This is a genomic window from Streptacidiphilus cavernicola (assembly GCF_042510955.1).
Classification (GTDB): domain Bacteria; phylum Actinomycetota; class Actinomycetes; order Streptomycetales; family Streptomycetaceae; genus Streptacidiphilus; species Streptacidiphilus cavernicola.
Genome location: NZ_JBHFAB010000027.1, coordinates 16,583 through 35,376, shown reverse-complemented (window position 1 = coordinate 35,376; position 18,794 = coordinate 16,583). Strand labels below are relative to the sequence as shown.

Below are 18,794 nucleotides of genomic sequence, written 5' to 3'. Positions count from 1 at the left end.
CGCCGAGCGGATAGCCACGGGCCTTTTCGCCCGTAGCGCCCGTGCGCTCCGGCGTGGAGGTCACCTGAAGCACGCTAGCCCCGCCCCGCACCGGTCCACCGGCACAAGCCCGGGACAGCACTCATTGAGAGGTATTTTCGCCGCACCGCGCCCGCACCGCCGTCGCCGCCACTACGGTGGAAAGCTCACCCCTCAGCCGCCCGCCGCACCGCCCGCCGACCGCGCGGCAGGTCACACCAGCGCCCCGGTCATCGCCACCACCAGCGGCCCCAGCAGCGGCAGCACCACGTTGGAGAGCGCGTAGACGATCGTGTAGGCCATCAGCGGCGTGGTGTTCCCCGCCGCCGTCTGCACCGCGGTGATCGCCGGGGTGCTGCACTGCTGCCCGGCGACCGAGCCGAGCGCCAGCGGGGCCGGCAGTTTCATGAGCTTCCAGGCCACGAACATGGAGATGCTGGCCGGGATCAGGGTCATCAGCAGGCCCGCGACCGCCAGCGACACCCCGTACTGCTTGATCAGGTCGACCGCCTGCGGTCCTGAGCTGAGGCCGACCGCGCAGATGAAGGTGGCCAGGCCCAGGTCCTTGACCACCTGCGCGGCGGCCGGGTGGTACTGGCCGTACTTCGGGTTCCTGGCCCGCAGCCAGCCGAAGACCAGTCCCGACAGCAGGCAGCCGCCGCCGGTGCCCAGCGACAGCGGGACGCTGCCCAGGTTGACGGTGATCCGGCCGATCAGCATGCCGATCACGATGCCGATGGAGATGAAGACCAGGTCGGCCTTGACCCCGGGGTCGATCCGGAAGCCGACCCTGGGCACGAACGAGGCCAGGTCCCGCTTGGTCCCGGAGAAGTGGATGGTGTCACCGTTGTTGACCACGGTGCCGGGCTGGATCGGTAGGGCGTGGTCCATCCGGGTGATCCCGGTCAGGAAGACCCCGTGCCGCCGCTCGGTCGGGACCATCTCGCGCAGTTCGCCGATGGTCTTGCCGCCGGCCTCCTTGGCGGTCAGCACCACGTCCGCGAGGTCCAGGTCGAGGTCCATGCCGGCGGTGGGCGCGACCTCGGGGCCGATCCGCCGGTCGCCGATGAGCAGCTGCTCGCGCGGTCCGACCAGCAGCAGGATGTCGCCCAGGACGAGTTCGGTGTCCGGCGCCAGGTCGACCGGTTCGCCGCCGCGCCGCAGCCGCTCGATGGTGACATCCTGGCCGAGCGTCCGCTCGACCTGGCCGACGGTCTCGCCGTCCGCGTGCGTCACCATGTGGGCGCGGCCCACGAGTTCGGGCAGCGCCGGGGCGGAGCCCTCCTCGGTGGAACCGCCGCCGAGCTTGGCCCAGAGCTTCTCGGCCTCCTCGCGGATGTCGATCCGCATCAGCGCCGGATAGATCTGGCTGGTCATCAGCACGATGGTGATCAGGCCGACGATGTAGGAGATGGAGTACGCGGTACCGACGTTGGCCTGCAGCTTGCTGATCTGGTCGGCCGGCAGTTTGAGCTTGCCGATCGCGTCCGTCGCCGTGCCGACCACCGCGGACTCGGTGGCGCCGCCCGCCATCAGCCCGGACGCGGTGCCCTGGTCCAGGTTCATGGTCACCGTCGCCACGGCGGTGACGGCGAGCACCGCGACCGCCTCGATCAGCGTGAAGATCCCGTAGCGCAGGCTGTTGCGGTTGAGGCTGGCGAAGAACGAGGGGCCGCTCATATAGCCGAGGGTGAAGATGAACAGCGCGAAGGCGATGTTCTTCACCTCGGAGTTGAGCGCCACCCCGATCGTGCCGACGAAGATCGCGACGATCAGCGTCCCGGCGACACCGCCGAGCGAGATCTTCCACAGCTTCACCCGCCCGATGGCGAACCCGATGGCGAGACACACGAACAGCTGGATCTCGGGGCTGTCCTTGAACAGGTGCTTGATCCACTCCATGGGTCCGAAGTATCCCGGCCGCGCCGGTGCGCGCCCCCGCGCCGCGCTGCGCGCTCCTCCCGATGGCCCAACCCCGGCCGAGGGGGCGCGAGCGGCGGCGCGGGACGCCGAGGGCCCGGGTCAGCCCGCCGTCGGCGCCGCCGCCAGCGCCTGCTTGACCGAGTCCGCCAGCGGGGTGGTGCGGCGGCCGATCAGCCGGGACAGCTCGCCCGGGGTCCCGGCCAGCTCGCCGCGGCCGATGCCTGCGTCCACGTCGGCGAACATCCGGGCGACCGGCTCGGGCAGCCCGGCGCCGACCATGATCTGCACATGCTCCTCGAACGGCACGTCGTGGTGGACCACCGGCTTGCCGGACTGCGCGGCGATCTCGGCCGCGAGCTCGCTGAAGCTCCAGGCGGTGTCGCCGCTCAGCTCGTACACCGCGTTCCGGTGGCCCTCGGTGGTCAGCACCACGGCCGCCGCCTCGGCGTAGTCGCGGCGCGCGGCGGAGGCGACCCTGCCGTCGCCGCTGCTGCCGGTGACCGCGCCGAACTGCAGGTAGGTGCCCAGCTGGGCGGTGTAGACCTCGGTGTACCAGGCGTTCCGCAGCAGCGCGTACGGGACGCCCGAGGCGCGCAGCAGCGCCTCGGTGGCGTGGTGGTCGTCGGCGAGGGCGAAGGTGGTGTCGTCGCCGCCGAAGATGCTGGTGTAGGCGAGCAGGCCGACCCCGGCCTGCTTCGCCGCCTCGATCACGGCGCGGTGCTGCTCCACCCGCGCGCCCATGTCGGTGCCGGAGATCAGCAGCACCCGGTCCACCCCGGTCAGGGCGGTCCGCAGCGTCTCGGGCTCGCTGTAGTCGGCCTGCCGGACGTCCACCCCGAGCGCGGCCAGGTCGGCGGCCTTCTCGGGGTCGCGGACGGCGACGGCGACCTCGGTCGCGGGCACCCGCTCCAGCAGGCTCTCGACGACGAGGCGGCCGAGCTGGCCGGTGGCGGCGGTGACGAGGATGGTCATGGTGGGCGTTCCGATCGTGGTGAGGGGAGAACGGCGCCGGTGCGCCGCTTCACCCTCCCCACGCTAGGCACGGTACTTCCGAATCGGAAGTACCCACTTTGAAGTAAGCTGGTGTCATGAGTGCGATACCGCCGTTCACCGTCTACGACAAGGCCTGCCCGTCCCGGTTGGTGCTGGAGCACGTCACCAGCCGCTGGGGGGTCCTGGCACTGGCCGCGCTGCGGGAGCGGACCTACCGCTTCAGCGAGCTGCGGCGGCGGATCGAGGGGGTGAGCGAGAAGATGCTGGCGCAGACCCTGCAGACACTGGAGCGGGACGGCTTCGTGCTGCGGGTGGCGCATCCGGAGATCCCGCCCCGGGTCGAGTACAGCCTCACCGGGCCGGGACGGGAGGCCGCCGAGCTGGTCGTCGACCTGGTGCAGTGGGTCGAGCAGCAGATGCCGCAGGTGATCGAGTCCCAGCGGCAGCGGGACGCGCTGCGCGCCGAGGCGTCCTGACCCGGCCGCGGCACGCCGGTGACGGTGCGTGGGTGGTGCTACGTCAGTGGCAGGGGAAGCCGAGGAAGTGCCGGGAGTCGTGGACGAACTCGTGGATGTGCATGTCGTTCCCGAACACCGAGTAGGCGCCCTGGTCCACCCCGATGAAGTAGTACACCGCGAACGCGATCAGCGCGGTGCCGACCAGCCACAGCACCGCCTTGGACACCGGCAGGACGACCGGCGTGGCTATCACGGCGGGGGGTGCGGACAGACTGCTCATGACAGAGCCTCCTTGAGCGGGATCGTGCGTCCCTCAGTGAATGGAGCGGAGCGACGGACGACTGTCTGACTCGCCGTCACCGACCTTCGACCTGCCGACCGGTGACCGCTCACAGTGGCGCGACCGCGCTGGATTCCCACCAGCTTCCTCGTGCCATCACTCACGGTTGACAGTACGGACCTGTACGCGACGCGTCAATCACGCCGGACCGCCGGGCGCTGCTCCCCGTGCCCGGCCAGCAGCGCGTGCAGCCGTCGGCCGACCTGGTCGGCGTCCGGCAGCGGCTCCCCGAACGACAACCGGACGTCCTGGTGCGGCGGGTGGGCATGGCGCCGGCCACCGGGCCACTCCCGGGACAGCCGTAGCACGATGCCGTAGCGGTCCAGCGCGAGCGGGCTCACCTCGGTTACCCCGTACAGCAGTTGAGGATCAATCAGACCGAGCAGCGCGGCCACGTGGCCCTGGTGGTCCTCGGCGAGGTGGAGCAGCAGCGCGGCCTCGACCACGGCCAGCGGGTCGGGTTCGGCCCGCAGCAGCTCCGCCGGGTCGACCAGACCGTCCGCGCCGGGTGTGGCGAGCGCCACGTGCCGGACGTCCACCGGCAGCGACAGCATCCCCTCCGGTTCGGTGCGCCCGCGCGACGACAGCATCCCGGCGATCCTGACCCGGGCGCGGATCCGCTGCCGGACCGCCAGCGGTGCGACGTCGGTCCACTCCAGCGCCACCGGCAGCCCGCCGCCCTCCCCCGCGACCATCGCCGCCTCCCGGGCCAGCCTGCTGTCCAGCGGCACCCGCAGCCGCAGTTCCGCCCGCTCCTCGGCCCGCTCCTCCGTCCGCTCGACCACGGCGATGTCCGACCCGAGCAGTTCATGCCTGCTCCCGTTGGCGACGGCGGTGAGCGAGGTGGCCGCCCGCAGCACGCTGCGCACCACCTCCGCGTCCGACGGCTCGTACGCGCGCGACTCTGACCCGACCACTCGGCAGCCCTCCTCTAGTTAGGCAAGCCTTACCTTATCTTGAGGTCGAGGGGCTGCCAAGCACACCCGCCCGCTACGGTGGGCACCGGCACCCGGTCAGTGCCCTTGACCACGGAGGTGACAGTGCCGATGACCCGTCATGTGCTGGTGCTCGGCGGGACCGGTGAGGCACGTCTGCTGGCCGCCGCGCTGGTGCGCGAGCCCGGCGTGGCGGTGACCAGCGCGCTGGCGGGCCGGGTGGCCGAACCCCGGCTGCCGCGGGGGCGGGTCAGGATCGGCGGCTTCGGCGGTGCGGACGGGCTGGCGGCGTGGCTGCGCGAGCAGGACGTCGCCGCGGTGGTCGACGCCACGCATCCGTTCGCCGCCCGGATCAGCGCGAACGCCGTCCGGGCGGCGGCCGGGGCCGGAATCCCGCTGCTGGCGCTGCGCAGGCCGGGCTGGACCGCGACCGAGGGCGACCGCTGGCACCCGGCCGACTCCGCGGCGGAGGCGGCAGAGCTGCTACCGGGGCTGCTGCGGGAGGCGGCCGGGACGCCGGAGGCGGCTGGGCGGGTGTTTCTGACGACGGGTCGGATGGGGCTTGCGGAGTTCGCCGGGCGGGCGGAGTTGGCCCGGCGGTTTGTGCTGCTGCGGGCGGTGGAGCGGCCGGAGCAGCCGCTCCCCCCGGCCTGGCGGCTGCTGCTGGACCGGGGCCCGTTCACCCTGGACGGCGAACGCGCGCTGCTGCGCGAGCACCGGATCGACGTCCTGGTCACCAAGGACAGCGGCGGCGCGGCCACCGCCGCCAAGCTCACCGCCGCGCGTGAGGCCGGACTGCCGGTGGTGCTGCTGCGACGCCCTCCGGCCCCGCCGGGGGTGCGGACCGTCCCGGACCCGGACGCCGCCGTCCGGCTGCTGCGCCTGCTCCTGCGCGACGACTGACCCGCCCTCAGCGACCGCCACACCTCAGCACGCCGGACCCCACCGCGCCGGACCCAGCACGCCGGACCCCAGCAACCGCCCGGCCCCACCGTGCCCGGCTTCAGCCGTCGGTGCGGCGGAGCAGGTAGGTTTCCATGATCCAGCCCTTGCGGGCCCTGGCCTCGGCCCGTACCCGCTGGATGGTCGGCGCGACCTCGCCGACCGGCCCGGAGAGCAGCAGCTCGTCCGGGGTACCGACATACGCGCCCCAGTAGATGGTGAAGGCGTCCGGTTCGGCCAGTCCGGCGTAGGCGTCGTGCGCGTCCAGCATCACCGCGACGTCGTCGGGAACGTCCGCCGCCGCGGTCTCGGCGAGCCGTCGGCCAGTGGTGACCGTGAACGGCCTCCCCACCCGGTTCAGCGGAACCCGGTGCGCCGCGGCCAGCGCGGAGACGCAGCTGATGCCGGGGACCACGCTGTACTCGAACCGCACCTCGCCGTGGGCGAGCACCTGCTCCACCGCGGCGATGGTGCTGTCGTAGAGCGAGGGGTCGCCCCAGACCAGCAGCGCGCCGACGCCGTCGGCGGCGATCTCGTCGCGGACGAACCCCTGGTAGAGGTCGGCCCGACGGCTGCGCCAGTCGCCGACCGCCGCGGCGTAGGCGGCGGGGGCGGCGGCGCGGTCCCGCTCCGGGTCGGCCGCCTCGACCACCCGGTGCCCGGGACGCGCGTGCGCGGCCAGCAACTCCTGGCGCAGCCGGGTCAGGTCGTTCTTCTCCTCGCCCTTGTCCAGGACGAGGAAGACGTCGGCGCGGGCGATCGCCTTCACCGCCTGCAGGGTCAGGAAGTCGGGGTCGCCCGCCCCGATGCCGATGACGAGGAGTTTCTTCATGACGGCGAGTCTGCCGCACGCCCCGCGACTACGACGCGGGCACCCCGGCGACCACCGGGTAGACCACCAGCGTCGGGCAGCCGGGCATCTGCAGCGCGACCTTGGTGGAAGTCTTCGTCCCGGGCGGGGTGACCAGCAGCGCCGGGTAGCTGGGGCAGCTGGTGAGGTTGCCGCTGGGCACGTCCACCCCGCCGACCAGGGCCGAGGCGGTGGCGCCTGGGGCGACCAGCACCGTGCTGGCGGAGGCGCTGCCCAGGTAACCGTTGGTGGTGCGCTTCGCCTGGACCTGCTGCTTGCCCGCGGCGTCGAGCCCGGCGACACCGGGGAAGCCGTAGAGCGTGCAGGCGGCGGAGGAGGTGTTCTTGAAGATCACCCTGGCGCCGATGTGCCCGGCCGCGCCGTTGCTCTGCCCCGCGCTCACCGCGATCTGCGACCCGGTGCAGGCCGCCGCGCCCGCGGGCGGCGTCGGCGGCGTGCTCGGCGCGGGCGTCGCGCTCGGCGCCGAACCGCCGCCGCCCGAACTCGCGGACGCAGGCGCGGACGCGGACGCGGACCCGGCGCTGGTCGCAGGCAGGGGGCTGGCACTGGGCCCGGCCGACGGAGCGGTGCCGCCACCGGTGCTGGCGCACGCGCTGAGGGCCAGCCCGAGCGCCGTGGCGGTCAGGGCGAGGCGGAGGGGGGTGCCGGTCTGCTTCATCATCGCTCTCATACCGGTGGGGACGTATCCGAACGGCCAGCTGGTTCTGACCCTCTGTCACAGTACGTCGACCGCACGGTAACACTCCCCTATGCTGGGCCTTTTCTCGGTCGAGGGAGTTTGCTGTGCACAGGTTGCGGATCGTCGCCGTGGGCGCCGTCGTGCTCGTGGCCGGGCTGGCCGGCTGCCGTCCGGTCACGGGGACGTCGAGCGACAGCGCGTCCGGCGGCGCGACCGCACGGTCGACGTCCAGTGGGTCCGCGCCGGCGGGCGGCTCCGACGCCTACCGCGGCTCGGCGGCCGGAAAGGCGCTGGACGGGCTGACGGTCCGTCCGAAGGGCGCCATGACCGGCTACGACCGGCTGAAGTTCGGCGCCGCCTGGACCGACAACAACAACGACCCCGGCGGCCACAACCACTGCGACACCAGGGACGACATACTGGCCCGCGACCTGACCGGGATCAGCTACAAGTCGGGCCACTGCACCGTCGCCACCGGCACCCTGCAGGACCCCTACACCGGGAAGGCCATCCACTTCGTGCGCGGGCCCGACTCGACCAAGGTGCAGATCGACCACGTGGTCCCGCTCGGCGACGCCTGGGTGACCGGGGCCGCGCAGCTGACCGCCACCCAGCGGATCGACCTGGCCGAGGACCCGCTGGAGCTGATCGCCGCGGACGGCCCGGCGAACGAGGCCAAGGGCGACGGCGACGCCTCGGAGTGGCTGCCCGCCAACACCTCCTACCAGTGCAGCTATGTGGCACGGCAGATCGCGGTGAAGGTGAAGTACAAGCTGTGGGTGACGGCGGCGGAGAAGTCGGCGATGCAGCGGGTGCTGAGCGGCTGCCCGGACCAGAAACTGCCCACCGAGTGACGGCGGGTCAGCCGGACTCGGCGGCCTTGACGTCGGCCCCGGCCTTGGCCCAGTTCTGGTGCAGGGTGTCCAAATACGTCTGCGCCTGCGCCCCGGGCTTCACCCCGCGGGCGAAGGCCTGCATGTTGCCCGCGCCGGTGTTGTAGCCGAGCGCCATCAGCTCGTCCCGGCTGAGCCCGGTGGAGAGGTGCGCGGGCAGCTGTCGGCCGAGGTCGTGCAGGTAGTAGGCGGCGGCCTCGATGGCGAGGCCGGGGTCGTCCGGCAGCTCGTCCCAGCTCCGGTCGGCGAAGTCGCGGCCCTGCTTGGTGTCGTCGAACGCTGCCTTGTGCATGTTGGCGATGCCGAACGCGGCGTCCGGCTTGAGCTTCTGCCAGGAGCGCTGGAACGCCGGGTCGTGCGGCTTGTAGGACTCGTTGTAGAGGATCGCCATCAGCAGCTGCGGGTCGATGCCCGCCTTCTTGGCGTAGGTGACGACCTGGGGCGCGAACAGCGCGGTGTCGTTCTGGTCCAGGCTCGCCGAGGGGCTCGGCGCGGCGCTCCCGGCCGTACTGCTCCCCGCCGTACCGCTCCCCGCCGCGCCCGCGGACCCGGAGGGACGCGCGGAGCCCGAGGCCCCGGCCGCGCCGGTGCTGCCGTCGGCGCGGCCGTGGTGCTGTACCGTCCAGCCGATCACCACGGCCGCGGCCACCACCACGGCCCAGCCCCAAAGCCGCCGCTTCTGCGCTGCTGGCATCCTTCGCCTCCTGGTCAGGGCTGCCAACATACCAACCGCGGCAGCCCGGCCCGGGGACGGTCAGCCGCCCGCGAGCCCGTCCAGGGTGCGGACCCGGCGGACCGGGGAGGGCAGCACCCACAGCACGCCGAGCACGGCCCCCGCGGTGGCGATCCACAGCGCGTCGCGCAGGCCGAGGACGCTGCCGAGCCAGCCGCCCGCCAGCGCGCCCAGCGGTCGGATCCCGTAGTTGAACAGCCGGGTCGCCCCGGCCACCCGGGAGCGCAGCTCGTGCGGGATCACCGCGGCGTTCATCGAGCCTGACGCGATGTCGAGGACCATCACGCCGAAGCCGGAGCCGAACTCGGCCAGGAACAGCAGCACCAGCGCCGCCGACCGCGGCCCGGACGCGAGCGGGACCAGCAGCAGCGGCGCAGGGAACGCGGCGAAGCCGAGCACCACCGCGGGCCCGATGCCGATCCGGCGGACGATCCGGCCGGTGACGACCGAGCCGATGACGCTGCCGACCGCGCCCGCCCCGAGCACCAGCCCGAGCAGGCCGGGGCTGATCCCGAGCGCGGTCGTGGCGTAGAGCACGAAGACGGCCTGGAAGGCGAAGTTGAAGAAGTTGAGGGTGACCACGGCCGCGCAGTTGGGCCGCAGCAGCGGCGAGCGGGCGATCAGCCGGAAGCCGGCCCACAGGTCGCCGCGCCCGCGCTCCGCGACCGGTGGCTCGACCGGGGCGATCCGGGCCAGGAACGCGGCCGAGACCAGGTAGGAGCAGGCGTCCGCGACCAGGGCGTACGGGGCGGAGAGCAGCTGCACCAGCAGTCCGCCGAGGCTGGTGCCGCCCACGTAGGACATCGCCCGGCTGCCGTTGACCAGTGAATTCCCTTGCACGAAGCGCTCGGTGGGGACGAGCGAGACGAACACCGCGGCGTTGCCGACCTCGAACAGCACGCTGAGCGTCCCGGCCGCGAAGGCCACCGCGTAGAGCTGGGCCAGGCCGAGCCCACCGACCGCGTAGACCACCGGGATCGACCCGACCAGCAGGAAGCGGCCGAGGTCGGCGGCGATCATCATCCGGCGGCGGTGCCCGCGGCGGTCCGCCCAGACCCCGGCGTGCAGCGAGAACAGCAGGCTGGGGAGCAGTCCGGCCGCGGTCAGCCGGCCCATCTCGGCGGCCCCGGCGTGCAGCATCAGGACCGCCACCAGCGGCAGCGCGACCATGGACACCTGGTCGCCGAAGAGGGAGACGGTCTGCCCGCTCCAGTAGCCGCGGAACGGGCGGTCCCGCAGCAGCTCGGGTATCCGGGAGCGGACGCCCCCGCGCCCGGCGGCCGGGCCCGCCGCCGTCGGCGCGGTCACTGCGGCGCCTGGTCGGGGACCTCGCGCACCGGGTGCGCGAACTGAACGTAGGAGACCCGGCGGGAGCCCTCGGGGCGCAGCTCGGGCCGCTCCAGGCGTTCGGCGTACGGGCGCAGCAGCTCGCGGAACGCCTCCCCCAGCCGGGCCAGCTCGTCGGCGGTCAGGTACATCGTCTCGTCGCCGAGCGGGGCGGCCTGCTGCCATTCCGGGGGCTCGGTCGGGCTGCGGTCCAGCCAGTGCGCCATCTCGGCGAAGTAGCGCTCCACCATGGCGCGGTTGAGCGCGCCGACCGCCGAGGCGACCGCAGGGTCCGCCGAGTACCCGGGCCAGGAGGTGGAGTGCGAGGTCGCCCGCCAGGGCTTCTCCCGGCCCTGACCGCCCTCGGCCTCGGCCACCAGGCCGTACTTGGCGAGCATCCGCAGGTGGTAGGAGCAGCTGGCCACCGACTCGCCGGTCAGCTCGGCGGCCCTGGTCGCGGTGAACGGGCCCTGCCTGCGGAGCAGGCCGACCAGGGCCAGCCGGATGGGGTGGGCGTAGGCGCGCAGCGCGCGCGGATCGGCGAGGGGGACGTTGTCCATGGATGTAAAGGTATCTTTAGAAAGAAGTCTTTACAAGAGGGTCGGCTAGGCTGCGGAGCCATGACCGGACCAGCACTCACCCTGTCCTACGGCGCGGACGCCCCGAGCGTCTGGCGGCCCGAGTTCGCCGACCAACCCGACAGCATGCTCAGCGAGGACCTGTGCGTGATCAGAGGTGAGGCGTTCTTCATCCAGGGCCTGATCGAGATACCCGTCCGGGACACCGGGGAGGTGTTCTCCTGGGGCGTCTGGACCTCGCTCAGCAAGCAGAACTTCGGCCGGGTCATCGACCGCTGGGAGGATCCGGACCGGGACCGGGAGCCGCCGTACTTCGGCTGGCTCAGCACCGAACTGACGCCGTATCAAATCCCGACCATGAACCTGAAGACCCATGTGCACACCCGTCCCCCCGGCCGCCGTCCGGGCATCGAACTGGAGCCCACCGACCACCCGTTGGCGGTGGAGCAGCGCTCCGGCATCAGCGCGGCCCGGGTACGCGAGCTGGGCGAGCTGCTGACCGGCGGGTAGCCTGCACAGGGGCGGGGAAGGGGGTGGCCACGGTGGACGACCACGACGACGTCATCAGCAGCGAGCCGCCGACGGCACGGCGCGGCGGCGCCGCCCGCAACTGGCGGATCGCCGGGGCCGGGATCGCGGCGGTGCTCTTCGGACTGGCCGTCAGCCTGCGCGGCGGGGTGACCGTGCACGACTCCGCCGACCACCCGGCGGCGACCACGGGTCCTGCCGTCCCGGTGGTGGAGACCGGACCGCCCGCGCCGCCGCCGATCCGGATCACCCCGGCCCGCGCCGCGGCCGACACCGCCTGGTACGCGGGCGGCGGGCGGGCGCTCGCCGCGGTGCTCCTCGCCGACGCCGACCGGATGGCCGCCGACCGGATCGACCAGGACTACAACGCCCTCGGCAGCGACTGCAGCCGGCTCGGCGACGACGTGGTCACGGCGCAGGCGTACCGGCCGATCCCGGACCAGGGCGCGCAGAACGCCTGGGCGGTCGCGCTCGGCCACCTCGGCCTCGGCGCGGACGCCTGCCTGGACGGCGTCAGCAACTCGCTCACCTCCCAACTCGCCTCCGGCGCCATAGAGATCGACACCGGAACGACCACCCTGCGGTCCATGGAGACCCAGCTCGGCCGACCGTAATCCCGTGCCGGCGTGCGAGACACGCTGCTGATCGGGAAAGGGTGGGAAAGGGTTGGCGGCGGTGCGTCGACCGCTGGCATGCTGGCCGGGTGGAGAGACCGGAGATCTCGATAGAATTCGCCCCCGAGCTGCACGTCTTCGTCGCCGGGGCCCGGCGCACCGGCCGCTCGCCGCTGCGTACCGACGGCTCGTCGACGCTCGGGCACGTGGTGGAGTCCCTCGGGATCCCGCTCACCGAGGTCGGCACCCTGGTGGTGGACGGCCGGACGGTGCGCCCCGCGCACATCCCGGTCGACGGCGAGACCGTCACCGTCGCCGCCGTGGCCCGACCGCAGCAACTGCCGGGCCCGGCCCGCTTCCTGCTGGACGTCCACCTCGGCACGCTGGCCCGGCGGCTGCGGCTGCTCGGCGTCGACGCCGCCTACGAGAGCGTCGACATCGGCGACGCCGCGCTCGCCACCCGCTCCGCCGCCGAGCAGCGGGTGATGCTCTCGCGCGACCGTGGCCTGCTCCGCCGCCGCGAGCTGTGGGCCGGGGGGTACGTCTACAGCCACCGCCCGCCCGAGCAACTCAAGGACGTGCTTGCCCGGTTCGCGCCGCCGCTGCTGCCGTGGAGCCGCTGCACCGCCTGCAACGGCACCCTGCGCCCCGCCGACAAGGAGTCCCTGCACGAGCAGTTGCACGACGGCACCGAGCGCTCCTACGACGTCTTCGCCCAGTGCCCCGACTGCGCACAGGTGTACTGGCGCGGCGCGCACCACGCCCGGCTTGAGGCCATCGTCGAGGAGGCCCTGCAACTCACCGCCGCAGCCCGGAGTTGACGCAACATCAGCACCGTTGCGCCGCCTGGATCACAGCACCTCGGCCGCGATCCGGGCGACGGCGGCGGCCAGCACGGTGAGCGCCGGGGAATCCAGCTTCCACTGCTGCCAGTACAGCGGGACGTCGACCGGCCGGTCGGCGGCGAGGTCGACCAGGGTCCCGGCGGTCCGGTGCGGCGCGGCCTGGGCCTCGGGGACCATGCCCCAGCCCAGCCCGGCGGCGACGGCGGCGACGAAGGCCTCCGAGGCCGGGACGCAGTGCCGGGTCACCGGCTGCGGGCGGTCCGGGGCGATCCCGCGGTGGAAGGCGTCCTGGAGGTCGTCGCTGCGGTCGAAGACCACCACCGGGGCCTCGCCCAGCACCTCGGGCAGCGGGCCCCGGGCGAGCCAGCGGGCGGCGAACTCCGGTGCCGCCATGGCGTGGTAGCGCATCCGGCCGAGCCTGCTGACGGTGCAGCCCTGGACCGGGTCGGGCGAGGAGGTGACCGCCGCCATGACCAGGCCCTGGCGCAGCAGCCGGGTGGTGTGGTCCTGGTCCTCCCGGTGCAGGTCGAAGCAGACCGGCAGTTCGGCGGCAGCGGCGGCAAGCGCGGGCAGGAACCAGGTGGCGAGCGAGTCGGAGTTGACCGCGACCGACAGCCGGGTCGGCCCGCCGCCCCCGGACAGGCCCAGCTCGGCGCTCGCGTCCCGCTCCAGCAGGGCGAGTTGGCGGGCGAACCGGACCACCACCTCGCCGGAGTCGGTCAGCCGCACCGGCTTCGACCGCAGCAGCAGGACCCGTCCGGTGCGCTGCTCCAGCGCCTTGATCCGCTGGCTGACCGCGGACGGGGTCAGCCGCAGCAGCCGGGCGGCGGCGTCGAAGGTGCCCTCGTCCACGGCGGCCAGCAGGGTGCGGACCTGGTCCAGCGGGAGGTCTGTCATCACGGTTTCTTATGGTACTGAAGGAACATTAGTTTGTCTTATGAAAGCTCGGTTCCTAGGCTCTGGCCATGCCTGAAACCCTCCTCGCGGCAGCCGCCGGACTCGGCACCGGCCTGTCGCTGATCGTGGCCATCGGCGCCCAGAACGCCTTTGTGCTGCGCCAGGGCATCCGGCGCGAGCACGTGCCGGTGATCGTGGCGATCTGCGCACTGTCGGACGCCCTGCTGATCGCGCTCGGCATCAGCGGGATCGGCACCGTGCTGCAGGCCTGGCCGGGCGCGGTCACCGCGATCTCCTGGATCGGCGGCGCGTTCCTGGTCGGCTACGGGCTGCTCGCCGCCCGGCGGGCGCTGCGTCCTTCCGGTCTGGAGCCGGGCGAGGACACCGCCCGTCCGCTGCGCGCCAGCGTGCTCACCTGCCTCGCGCTGACCTGGCTGAACCCGCATGTCTACCTGGACACCGTGCTGCTGCTCGGCTCGGTGGCGAACAGCTACGGCGCGGAGCGCTGGGCCTTCGGCTCGGGCGCGGCCGTCGCGAGCGTGCTGTGGTTCGGCGGGCTCGGCTTCGGCGCGCGGCTGCTGGGGCGCTTCTTCGCCCGCCCGAACGCCTGGCGGGCACTGGACGCGGTGATCGCCTGCACCATGACGGTGCTGGGCGTGATCATGATCGGACGGGGCTGACCGGACGGACCGAACGGGGTCGGCCGAGGAATTGGCAGAACTCGTACGTCCACGACACGGATCCGCATCATTCCCTTAACACGGGCCGGGCAGGATAGTGATCACAGCAGGCAGCCGAGCTTGGCGGCAGCGAAGGTCCGGAGCGGCTCCCGGGTCCCGCGGTCGCCGACTGGGTGCGGCGGACGGCGTGAACCCGTCCGGCCGTGCCCGCCCGCTCTCCGCGTTCCCGGGTGGGGGACACAGCGGAGTCAGGAGGGCCGGTCCGTCAAGGACCGGCCCTCCTGGTGTCTGCACCGACCATCCGCCGCCCGGCATTCGCGGCCCGCGGCGGCTCAGTCGGTCGCGCCCATCGGCCCGTCGCCCCAGCCGTGCTCCAGCAGGGCGAACACCTCGCGCATCGCGCCCGGCCGGTCCTCCCGGCCGCGGACCAGGCCGGAGCTCTCCATCGCGAAGTGGGCCAGCGCCGCCACCGCGAGGTCGTCCTCGGCGCCGCCGATCGCCTCGGCGATGGCGGCGGCCAGGGCCTTCTCGTGCCGACGCCACATCCGGTCGGCGTACTCCTGCAGCGCGGGGGTGGTCCGCAGCAGCTCCATGATGGCGACGAAGTCGGGGTTGTCGGGGACCGTCACCCTGGTCCTGACCAGGTGGTCGCGCAGGGCGTGCAGCACCGACCGACCCGGCGGCCGGTCCCGGACCGCGGCGACCAGGGCGGCCTCCTGCCCCTCGTCCTCGTCGAAGATCAGCGCTTCCTTGCCGGAGAAGTGCTTGAACAGCGTGCTCACCGACACGTCCGCGGCCTCGGCCACCTCCCGGACGCCGACGGCATCGAAGCCGCGCTCGGCGAACAGCCGCAGCGCCGCGTCCGCCAGCGCCTGCCGGGTCTGGGCCTTCTTGCGCTCGCGGCGCCCCACGGTCTCCTCGGTCATGGGATCACTCTACCTCGCCTTCGGAGCGAGTAGAAAAGTAGAACCGTTGCACTTGTGTAGCCGTTGTGATTCTCTGGAGGGGCACGAACGCCCACCGAACGCACCCTCCCGAAAGGCGGAACCCGCCATGTCCACCCCACACCCCCCACCCCCGAAGGCCCTGCGCTGGACGATGCTCGGCATCATGCTGGCGATGCTGCTGGGCATGCTCGACAACATGGTCGTCGGCACCGCGATGCCGACGATCGTCGGCGAGCTCGGCGGCCTGAACCACCTCTCCTGGGTGGTCACCGCGTACACCCTGGCCACCGCCGCGTCGACCCCGGTCTGGGGCAAGCTCGGCGACCTCTACGGCCGCAAGGGCACCTTCCTGGTCTCGATCGTGATCTTCCTGGCGGGCTCGGGCCTGTCCGGCGCCGCGCAGGACATGAACCAGCTGATCGCCTTCCGCGCCCTGCAGGGGCTCGGCGCCGGCGGCCTCGCGGTCGGCGCGTTCGCGCTGATCGGCGCGCTGGTCGCACCGCGTGAACGCGGCAGGTACCAGTCGATGACGGCCGCGGTGATGGCGGTCGGCACCATCGGCGGACCGCTGCTCGGCGGCTTCGTCACCGGGCACCTCGGCTGGCGCTGGTGCTTCTACGTCAACCTGCCGATCGGCATCCTGGTGCTGGTCTGGATGCAGCTCGTGCTCAGGCTGCCGAAGCAGCGCTCCACCGCCCGGATCGACTACCCCGGCGCCGCGCTGCTGGCCGCCACCATCACCGCGCTGACCCTGGTCACCACCTGGGGCGGCGGCCAGTACGCCTGGGGCTCGGTCCAGATCGCCGGACTGCTGGCGCTCGCCGCGGCCGGGCTGGCCGGGTTCCTGTGGTGGCAGACCCGGGCCCCCGAACCGCTGCTGCCGCTGGGCATCTTCCGCAGTCGCAACCTGCGGCTGGCCTCGGTGATGATGTTCGTCATCGGCGCGGCGATGTTCGGCGCCACCCTCTACCTGCCGATGTTCCAGCAGTCCGTGCAGGGCGTGTCGGCCTCCGACTCCGGGCTGCTGCTCCTGCCGATGGTGCTGCCGATGCTGGTGTTCTCGCAGATCGCCGGACGGGTGATGACCAGGACCGGCCGGTACCGGATCTTCCCGATCCTCGGCACCGCCCTGGTCTCCGCCGGGTTCGCGCTGCTCTCCACCATGGGCGCCGGCACCGGCCGACTGGAGTCCTCGCTGTTCATGGCGGTGCTCGGGACCGGCCTCGGGCTGGCCATGCAGATGCCGATGACCATCGCGCAGAACAGCGTCGAGCTGAAGCACATGGGCGTCGCCTCCGCCGCGTCCACCCTGTTCCGCACCCTCGGCGGCTCGCTCGGGGTCGCCCTGTTCGGGTCGCTGTTCAGCCGTCACGTCCACCAGGGCGTGCAGACCGCGCACGCCGTCGCGGCCGGTACCCAGCAGCTCTTCCTGTGGGGCGCGGTGATCAGCCTCGCCGCAGTGGTCGCGGCCTGGTTCGTCACGGAGGTCCCGCTGCGCGGCAAGCCCGGATCCGCGCCCGCGCCCGCCGGGCCCGGCAGGTCCGACACCCCGGAGCCGGCCGCCGCTCCCGCCCGGTGACGCAGGACGCAGGCATGGTCGCCGGGAACCAGGGCACACGCCCGATGTCGGCAGTTCCGGTCGACAACGGCAGAACTGACAAACCATCAGGCGGACGTCAACCGCCACAGGGAGGGTACCGTGCTCTGGCTGCTCTGGCTCATCATCGAAGGCCTGGTCATCGGCATACTTGCCAAGCTGGTCGTGCCCGGTCGCAACCCGGTCCCGATCTGGCTGACCATCCTCATCGGCATCGCCGGCGCCCTCATCGGCAACTGGATCTCCAACTACGTCGGCGTACGGCACACCAACGGCATCGACTGGATCCGGCACCTGCTGCAGATCGGCGTCGCCGCCGTCCTGGTCGCCTTCGCCACCCCGACCTACGGCCGCGGTCGCACCCGCTGACCCGGCCGAACACCCGGTGCGAGCCCCGGTACCCCGATCCGTCGGGGGCCGGGGCTCGCGCCGGTTCAGAACCGGTGGCCGTTCGGGCCGGTGCCGCTCAGGGCCGGTGTCTGCTCAGGGCCGGTGTCTGCTCAGGGCCGGTGTCGGCTCAGGGCTCGCGTTGGCAGCGCGGGCACCAGAAGACCACCCGCTCCTGCGGGGCGGCGCCGAAGGTCGAGGTGCGGATGCCGGTGCCGCAGCGGCGGCAGGGCTGCCGGGCCCGGCCGTAGACCCAGTGCCGCCGGTCCACCCGGGCGTCCCCGGTGGTGACATGGCCGTGACTGAGCCGGTTCAGCGTCAGCAGCCGGTGCGCCAGCGCCACCACCCGGTCCATCCCGGCCACCCCGCCGACCGGCGCCCACGGGGCGACCCCGGCCATGAAGGCCAGCTCATTGGTGTAGACGTTGCCGAGTCCGGCCAGATTGCGCTGGTCCAGCAGCGCCGATGCGAACGGACGGTCCGGCTCCGCCGTCAGTCGGCGCAGCGCCTCGCCGGCGTCCCAGTCCGGGCCCAGCAGGTCGGGCCCGAGGTGGCCGACCGCGCGCTGCTCCGCCGCCGTGGGCAGCAGTTCGACCACCGGCAGCCGGTAGCCGACCGCGGCCCGACCGGCGGTCCGCAGCACCGCCCTGATCTGCCAGGCGGCCCCGCCGCTCCAGCGCTCACCGGCGGCGAAGACCTTCCAGCGGCCGTCCATGCGCAGGTGCGTGTGCAGGGTCAGGCCGCCGTCGAACCGGGTCAGCAGGTGCTTTCCGCGCGGCACCACCTCCAGCACCCGGCGTCCGACCAGGTCGGCCGTGGCGTGTGCGGGCACCCGGAGGTCGGCGCCGGTGAGCAGTTCTCCGCCCAGCGCCGACCGCAGCTCCGCCGCGACGCGGAAGACCGAATCACCCTCGGGCATCAGAACGCGAGGTCGACCCGCACCCGCTTGCCGCCCGCCTGCCGCTCCACCTCGAAGCGGCGGCACACGGCGACGACGATCTCCAGGCCGTGCCGTCCGATCCGGCCGGGGTCGGCCAGGGCCGGGACCGGCAGGGAGGTGTCGGTGTCCCAGAGCGTCACCCGCAGGGCGTCGTCCAGGAACTCCAGGTCGAGCAGGCAGGGGCCGGGGGCGTACTTGGCGGCGTTGGTGACCAGCTCGCTGACCACCAGCCGGACGTCCTCGACCAGCAGGTCGGTGACCGGGACGCCGTGGTCGGCCTGGGCCCGGCGGAGGAAACCGGTGGCGAAGTCGCGCGCCGCGCCGATCGTGCCGGGGCCGCCGTCGTAGGCCGCGCCGACCGGGGGGACGACAGGGGCCGGGGGGACGGCGGGGGCCGCGGCACGGGGCAGCCGGTGCGACCGTTCCGGCCCCTGGGTGACTCCGTGGTCCATCGGTATCAGCCTTCCCGCGCCACGCGCTCGGTACCGGGTGGCGGTACTTCCTTCAGCGTCAGCAATCCTCTACCCCCGCCTCATCCACCCAATCCACCGCATGCGGAGCACTCCACCGGGCCCTGAGCGCAGCGGTTTTAACGTTGGAAAGCCACTGAGCTGGGTAAATCGCCCTGCCGCCCGAAGCACCGATCCCAACTTCCGCCGGGAACCTGGAC

Annotated in this window: 22 protein-coding genes and 1 riboswitch; of the genes, 9 read left to right on the top strand and 13 right to left on the bottom strand. The window is 72.9% G+C overall.

The genetic code is table 11. From position 1 onward, the window contains the following. Positions 1-231: 231 nt before the first annotated feature. On the bottom strand, positions 232-1,920 hold the full coding sequence (aspT, locus tag ACEZDE_RS28315) for an aspartate-alanine antiporter (protein WP_380541896.1): 1,689 nt from the start codon (positions 1,918-1,920) through the stop codon (positions 232-234). A 120-nt stretch (positions 1,921-2,040) separates the two neighbouring features. Then, a complete protein-coding gene (locus tag ACEZDE_RS28310; RefSeq protein ID WP_380541893.1) occupies positions 2,041-2,913 on the bottom strand; it encodes an SDR family oxidoreductase in 873 nt (290 codons plus the stop codon). A 116-nt stretch (positions 2,914-3,029) separates the two neighbouring features. On the opposite strand from ACEZDE_RS28310, the gene ACEZDE_RS28305 reads away from it, so the two are divergent. Further along, entirely contained in the window at positions 3,030-3,410 is a 381-nt protein-coding gene (locus ACEZDE_RS28305) for a winged helix-turn-helix transcriptional regulator (RefSeq protein WP_380541890.1), read from the top strand. A 43-nt stretch (positions 3,411-3,453) separates the two neighbouring features. Here the strand turns inward: ACEZDE_RS28305 and ACEZDE_RS28300 are convergent, their stop codons facing one another. Both ACEZDE_RS28300 and ACEZDE_RS28295 read right to left on the bottom strand, forming a co-directional pair. Then, a complete protein-coding gene (locus tag ACEZDE_RS28300; protein ID WP_380541888.1) occupies positions 3,454-3,672 on the bottom strand; it encodes a CbtB domain-containing protein in 219 nt (72 codons plus the stop codon). A 38-nt stretch (positions 3,673-3,710) separates the two neighbouring features. Then, positions 3,711-3,873, bottom strand: a riboswitch (cobalamin riboswitch). Beyond that, positions 3,867-4,649, bottom strand: coding sequence for a DUF2470 domain-containing protein (locus ACEZDE_RS28295; RefSeq protein ID WP_380541885.1), 783 nt, complete (start codon positions 4,647-4,649; stop codon positions 3,867-3,869). Its footprint overlaps the riboswitch before it by 7 nt. Before the next feature lie 129 nt (positions 4,650-4,778). Between ACEZDE_RS28295 and ACEZDE_RS28290 the strand changes: the two genes are divergently transcribed. Further along, on the top strand, positions 4,779-5,570 hold the full coding sequence (locus ACEZDE_RS28290; protein WP_380541882.1) for a cobalt-precorrin-6A reductase: 792 nt from the start codon (positions 4,779-4,781) through the stop codon (positions 5,568-5,570). A 100-nt stretch (positions 5,571-5,670) separates the two neighbouring features. Here ACEZDE_RS28290 and cobF read toward each other — a convergent pair whose 3' ends face one another. Beyond that, positions 5,671-6,441: a precorrin-6A synthase (deacetylating) gene (cobF, locus tag ACEZDE_RS28285; RefSeq protein WP_380541880.1), complete on the bottom strand. Its 771-nt coding sequence runs from the start codon at positions 6,439-6,441 to the stop codon at positions 5,671-5,673. Between the two features lie 28 nt (positions 6,442-6,469). Further along, a complete protein-coding gene (locus ACEZDE_RS28280) occupies positions 6,470-7,141 on the bottom strand; it encodes a DUF4232 domain-containing protein (protein ID WP_380541877.1) in 672 nt (223 codons plus the stop codon). Positions 7,142-7,263: 122 nt separating this feature from the next. Between ACEZDE_RS28280 and ACEZDE_RS28275 the strand changes: the two genes are divergently transcribed. Continuing rightward, positions 7,264-8,013, top strand: coding sequence for an HNH endonuclease family protein (locus tag ACEZDE_RS28275; protein WP_380541874.1), 750 nt, complete (start codon positions 7,264-7,266; stop codon positions 8,011-8,013). Positions 8,014-8,020: 7 nt separating this feature from the next. Here the strand turns inward: ACEZDE_RS28275 and ACEZDE_RS28270 are convergent, their stop codons facing one another. Genes ACEZDE_RS28270 through ACEZDE_RS28260 form a run of 3 tightly spaced genes read right to left on the bottom strand, consistent with a single transcriptional unit; the run spans position 8,021 to position 10,671 of the window. Beyond that, positions 8,021-8,746: a transglycosylase SLT domain-containing protein gene (locus tag ACEZDE_RS28270; RefSeq protein WP_380541871.1), complete on the bottom strand. Its 726-nt coding sequence runs from the start codon at positions 8,744-8,746 to the stop codon at positions 8,021-8,023. Positions 8,747-8,806: 60 nt separating this feature from the next. Beyond that, entirely contained in the window at positions 8,807-10,093 is a 1,287-nt protein-coding gene (locus ACEZDE_RS28265; protein ID WP_380541868.1) for an MFS transporter, read from the bottom strand. After that, positions 10,090-10,671 carry a winged helix-turn-helix domain-containing protein gene (locus ACEZDE_RS28260; protein ID WP_380541864.1) on the bottom strand — a complete coding sequence of 194 codons (582 nt, stop codon included), beginning with the start codon at positions 10,669-10,671 and terminating at the stop codon, positions 10,090-10,092. Before ACEZDE_RS28260 ends, ACEZDE_RS28265 begins: the two co-directional genes overlap by 4 nt. Positions 10,672-10,731: 60 nt before the next feature. Between ACEZDE_RS28260 and ACEZDE_RS28255 the strand changes: the two genes are divergently transcribed. From ACEZDE_RS28255 to ACEZDE_RS28245, 3 genes are all read left to right on the top strand, one after another. Beyond that, the gene (locus tag ACEZDE_RS28255) at positions 10,732-11,199 is read left to right on the top strand and encodes a DUF2199 domain-containing protein (protein ID WP_380541861.1); all 468 of its coding nucleotides are present in this window, start codon (positions 10,732-10,734) and stop codon (positions 11,197-11,199) included. Positions 11,200-11,231: 32 nt separating this feature from the next. Further along, complete coding sequence (locus ACEZDE_RS28250) at positions 11,232-11,831, top strand: hypothetical protein (protein ID WP_380541858.1); 600 nt, start codon at positions 11,232-11,234, stop codon at positions 11,829-11,831. 89 nt (positions 11,832-11,920) lie between these two features. Next, entirely contained in the window at positions 11,921-12,652 is a 732-nt protein-coding gene (locus ACEZDE_RS28245) for a Mut7-C RNAse domain-containing protein (protein WP_380541855.1), read from the top strand. A 30-nt stretch (positions 12,653-12,682) separates the two neighbouring features. Here ACEZDE_RS28245 and ACEZDE_RS28240 read toward each other — a convergent pair whose 3' ends face one another. Further along, on the bottom strand, positions 12,683-13,573 hold the full coding sequence (locus ACEZDE_RS28240) for a LysR family transcriptional regulator ArgP (protein WP_380542071.1): 891 nt from the start codon (positions 13,571-13,573) through the stop codon (positions 12,683-12,685). A 68-nt stretch (positions 13,574-13,641) separates the two neighbouring features. Here ACEZDE_RS28240 and ACEZDE_RS28235 point away from each other — a divergent pair, with 68 nt between their 5' ends. Further along, complete coding sequence (locus tag ACEZDE_RS28235) at positions 13,642-14,253, top strand: LysE/ArgO family amino acid transporter (protein WP_380541852.1); 612 nt, start codon at positions 13,642-13,644, stop codon at positions 14,251-14,253. Positions 14,254-14,585: 332 nt separating this feature from the next. Here the strand turns inward: ACEZDE_RS28235 and ACEZDE_RS28230 are convergent, their stop codons facing one another. After that, on the bottom strand, positions 14,586-15,179 hold the full coding sequence (locus ACEZDE_RS28230; protein WP_380541849.1) for a TetR/AcrR family transcriptional regulator: 594 nt from the start codon (positions 15,177-15,179) through the stop codon (positions 14,586-14,588). Between the two features lie 127 nt (positions 15,180-15,306). Between ACEZDE_RS28230 and ACEZDE_RS28225 the strand changes: the two genes are divergently transcribed. Together ACEZDE_RS28225 and ACEZDE_RS28220 are read left to right on the top strand one after the other, a co-directional pair. Continuing rightward, positions 15,307-16,779, top strand: coding sequence for an MDR family MFS transporter (locus ACEZDE_RS28225; protein ID WP_380541847.1), 1,473 nt, complete (start codon positions 15,307-15,309; stop codon positions 16,777-16,779). A gap of 120 nt (positions 16,780-16,899) precedes the next feature. Next, the gene (locus ACEZDE_RS28220; protein WP_380541844.1) at positions 16,900-17,166 is read left to right on the top strand and encodes a GlsB/YeaQ/YmgE family stress response membrane protein; all 267 of its coding nucleotides are present in this window, start codon (positions 16,900-16,902) and stop codon (positions 17,164-17,166) included. A 148-nt stretch (positions 17,167-17,314) separates the two neighbouring features. Here the strand turns inward: ACEZDE_RS28220 and ACEZDE_RS28215 are convergent, their stop codons facing one another. Together ACEZDE_RS28215 and ACEZDE_RS28210 are read right to left on the bottom strand one after the other, a co-directional pair. After that, positions 17,315-18,103 (bottom strand): DNA-formamidopyrimidine glycosylase family protein, encoded by a 789-nt coding sequence (locus ACEZDE_RS28215; RefSeq protein WP_380541841.1) that lies wholly within the window; start codon positions 18,101-18,103, stop codon positions 17,315-17,317. Further along, complete coding sequence (locus tag ACEZDE_RS28210; protein WP_380541838.1) at positions 18,103-18,576, bottom strand: ATP-binding protein; 474 nt, start codon at positions 18,574-18,576, stop codon at positions 18,103-18,105. The genes ACEZDE_RS28215 and ACEZDE_RS28210 overlap by 1 nt, the downstream gene beginning before the upstream one ends. Positions 18,577-18,794 lie beyond the last annotated feature (218 nt).

Excerpts from the sequence above, each read along its gene's own strand:
- aspT (WP_380541896.1), bottom strand. The coding sequence starts at position 1,920 with ATGGAGTGGATCAAGCACCTGTTCAAGGACAGCCCCGAGATCCAGCTG.
- ACEZDE_RS28310 (WP_380541893.1), bottom strand. The coding sequence starts at position 2,913 with ATGACCATCCTCGTCACCGCCGCCACCGGCCAGCTCGGCCGCCTCGTC.
- ACEZDE_RS28305 (WP_380541890.1), top strand. The coding sequence starts at position 3,030 with ATGAGTGCGATACCGCCGTTCACCGTCTACGACAAGGCCTGCCCGTCC.
- ACEZDE_RS28300 (WP_380541888.1), bottom strand. The coding sequence starts at position 3,672 with ATGAGCAGTCTGTCCGCACCCCCCGCCGTGATAGCCACGCCGGTCGTC.
- ACEZDE_RS28290 (WP_380541882.1), top strand. The coding sequence starts at position 4,779 with ATGACCCGTCATGTGCTGGTGCTCGGCGGGACCGGTGAGGCACGTCTG.
- cobF (WP_380541880.1), bottom strand. The coding sequence starts at position 6,441 with ATGAAGAAACTCCTCGTCATCGGCATCGGGGCGGGCGACCCCGACTTC.
- ACEZDE_RS28280 (WP_380541877.1), bottom strand. The coding sequence starts at position 7,141 with ATGATGAAGCAGACCGGCACCCCCCTCCGCCTCGCCCTGACCGCCACG.
- ACEZDE_RS28270 (WP_380541871.1), bottom strand. The coding sequence starts at position 8,746 with ATGCCAGCAGCGCAGAAGCGGCGGCTTTGGGGCTGGGCCGTGGTGGTG.
- ACEZDE_RS28260 (WP_380541864.1), bottom strand. The coding sequence starts at position 10,671 with ATGGACAACGTCCCCCTCGCCGATCCGCGCGCGCTGCGCGCCTACGCC.
- ACEZDE_RS28255 (WP_380541861.1), top strand. The coding sequence starts at position 10,732 with ATGACCGGACCAGCACTCACCCTGTCCTACGGCGCGGACGCCCCGAGC.
- ACEZDE_RS28240 (WP_380542071.1), bottom strand. The coding sequence starts at position 13,573 with ATGACAGACCTCCCGCTGGACCAGGTCCGCACCCTGCTGGCCGCCGTG.
- ACEZDE_RS28235 (WP_380541852.1), top strand. The coding sequence starts at position 13,642 with ATGCCTGAAACCCTCCTCGCGGCAGCCGCCGGACTCGGCACCGGCCTG.
- ACEZDE_RS28230 (WP_380541849.1), bottom strand. The coding sequence starts at position 15,179 with ATGACCGAGGAGACCGTGGGGCGCCGCGAGCGCAAGAAGGCCCAGACC.
- ACEZDE_RS28225 (WP_380541847.1), top strand. The coding sequence starts at position 15,307 with ATGTCCACCCCACACCCCCCACCCCCGAAGGCCCTGCGCTGGACGATG.
- ACEZDE_RS28215 (WP_380541841.1), bottom strand. The coding sequence starts at position 18,103 with ATGCCCGAGGGTGATTCGGTCTTCCGCGTCGCGGCGGAGCTGCGGTCG.
- ACEZDE_RS28210 (WP_380541838.1), bottom strand. The coding sequence starts at position 18,576 with ATGGACCACGGAGTCACCCAGGGGCCGGAACGGTCGCACCGGCTGCCC.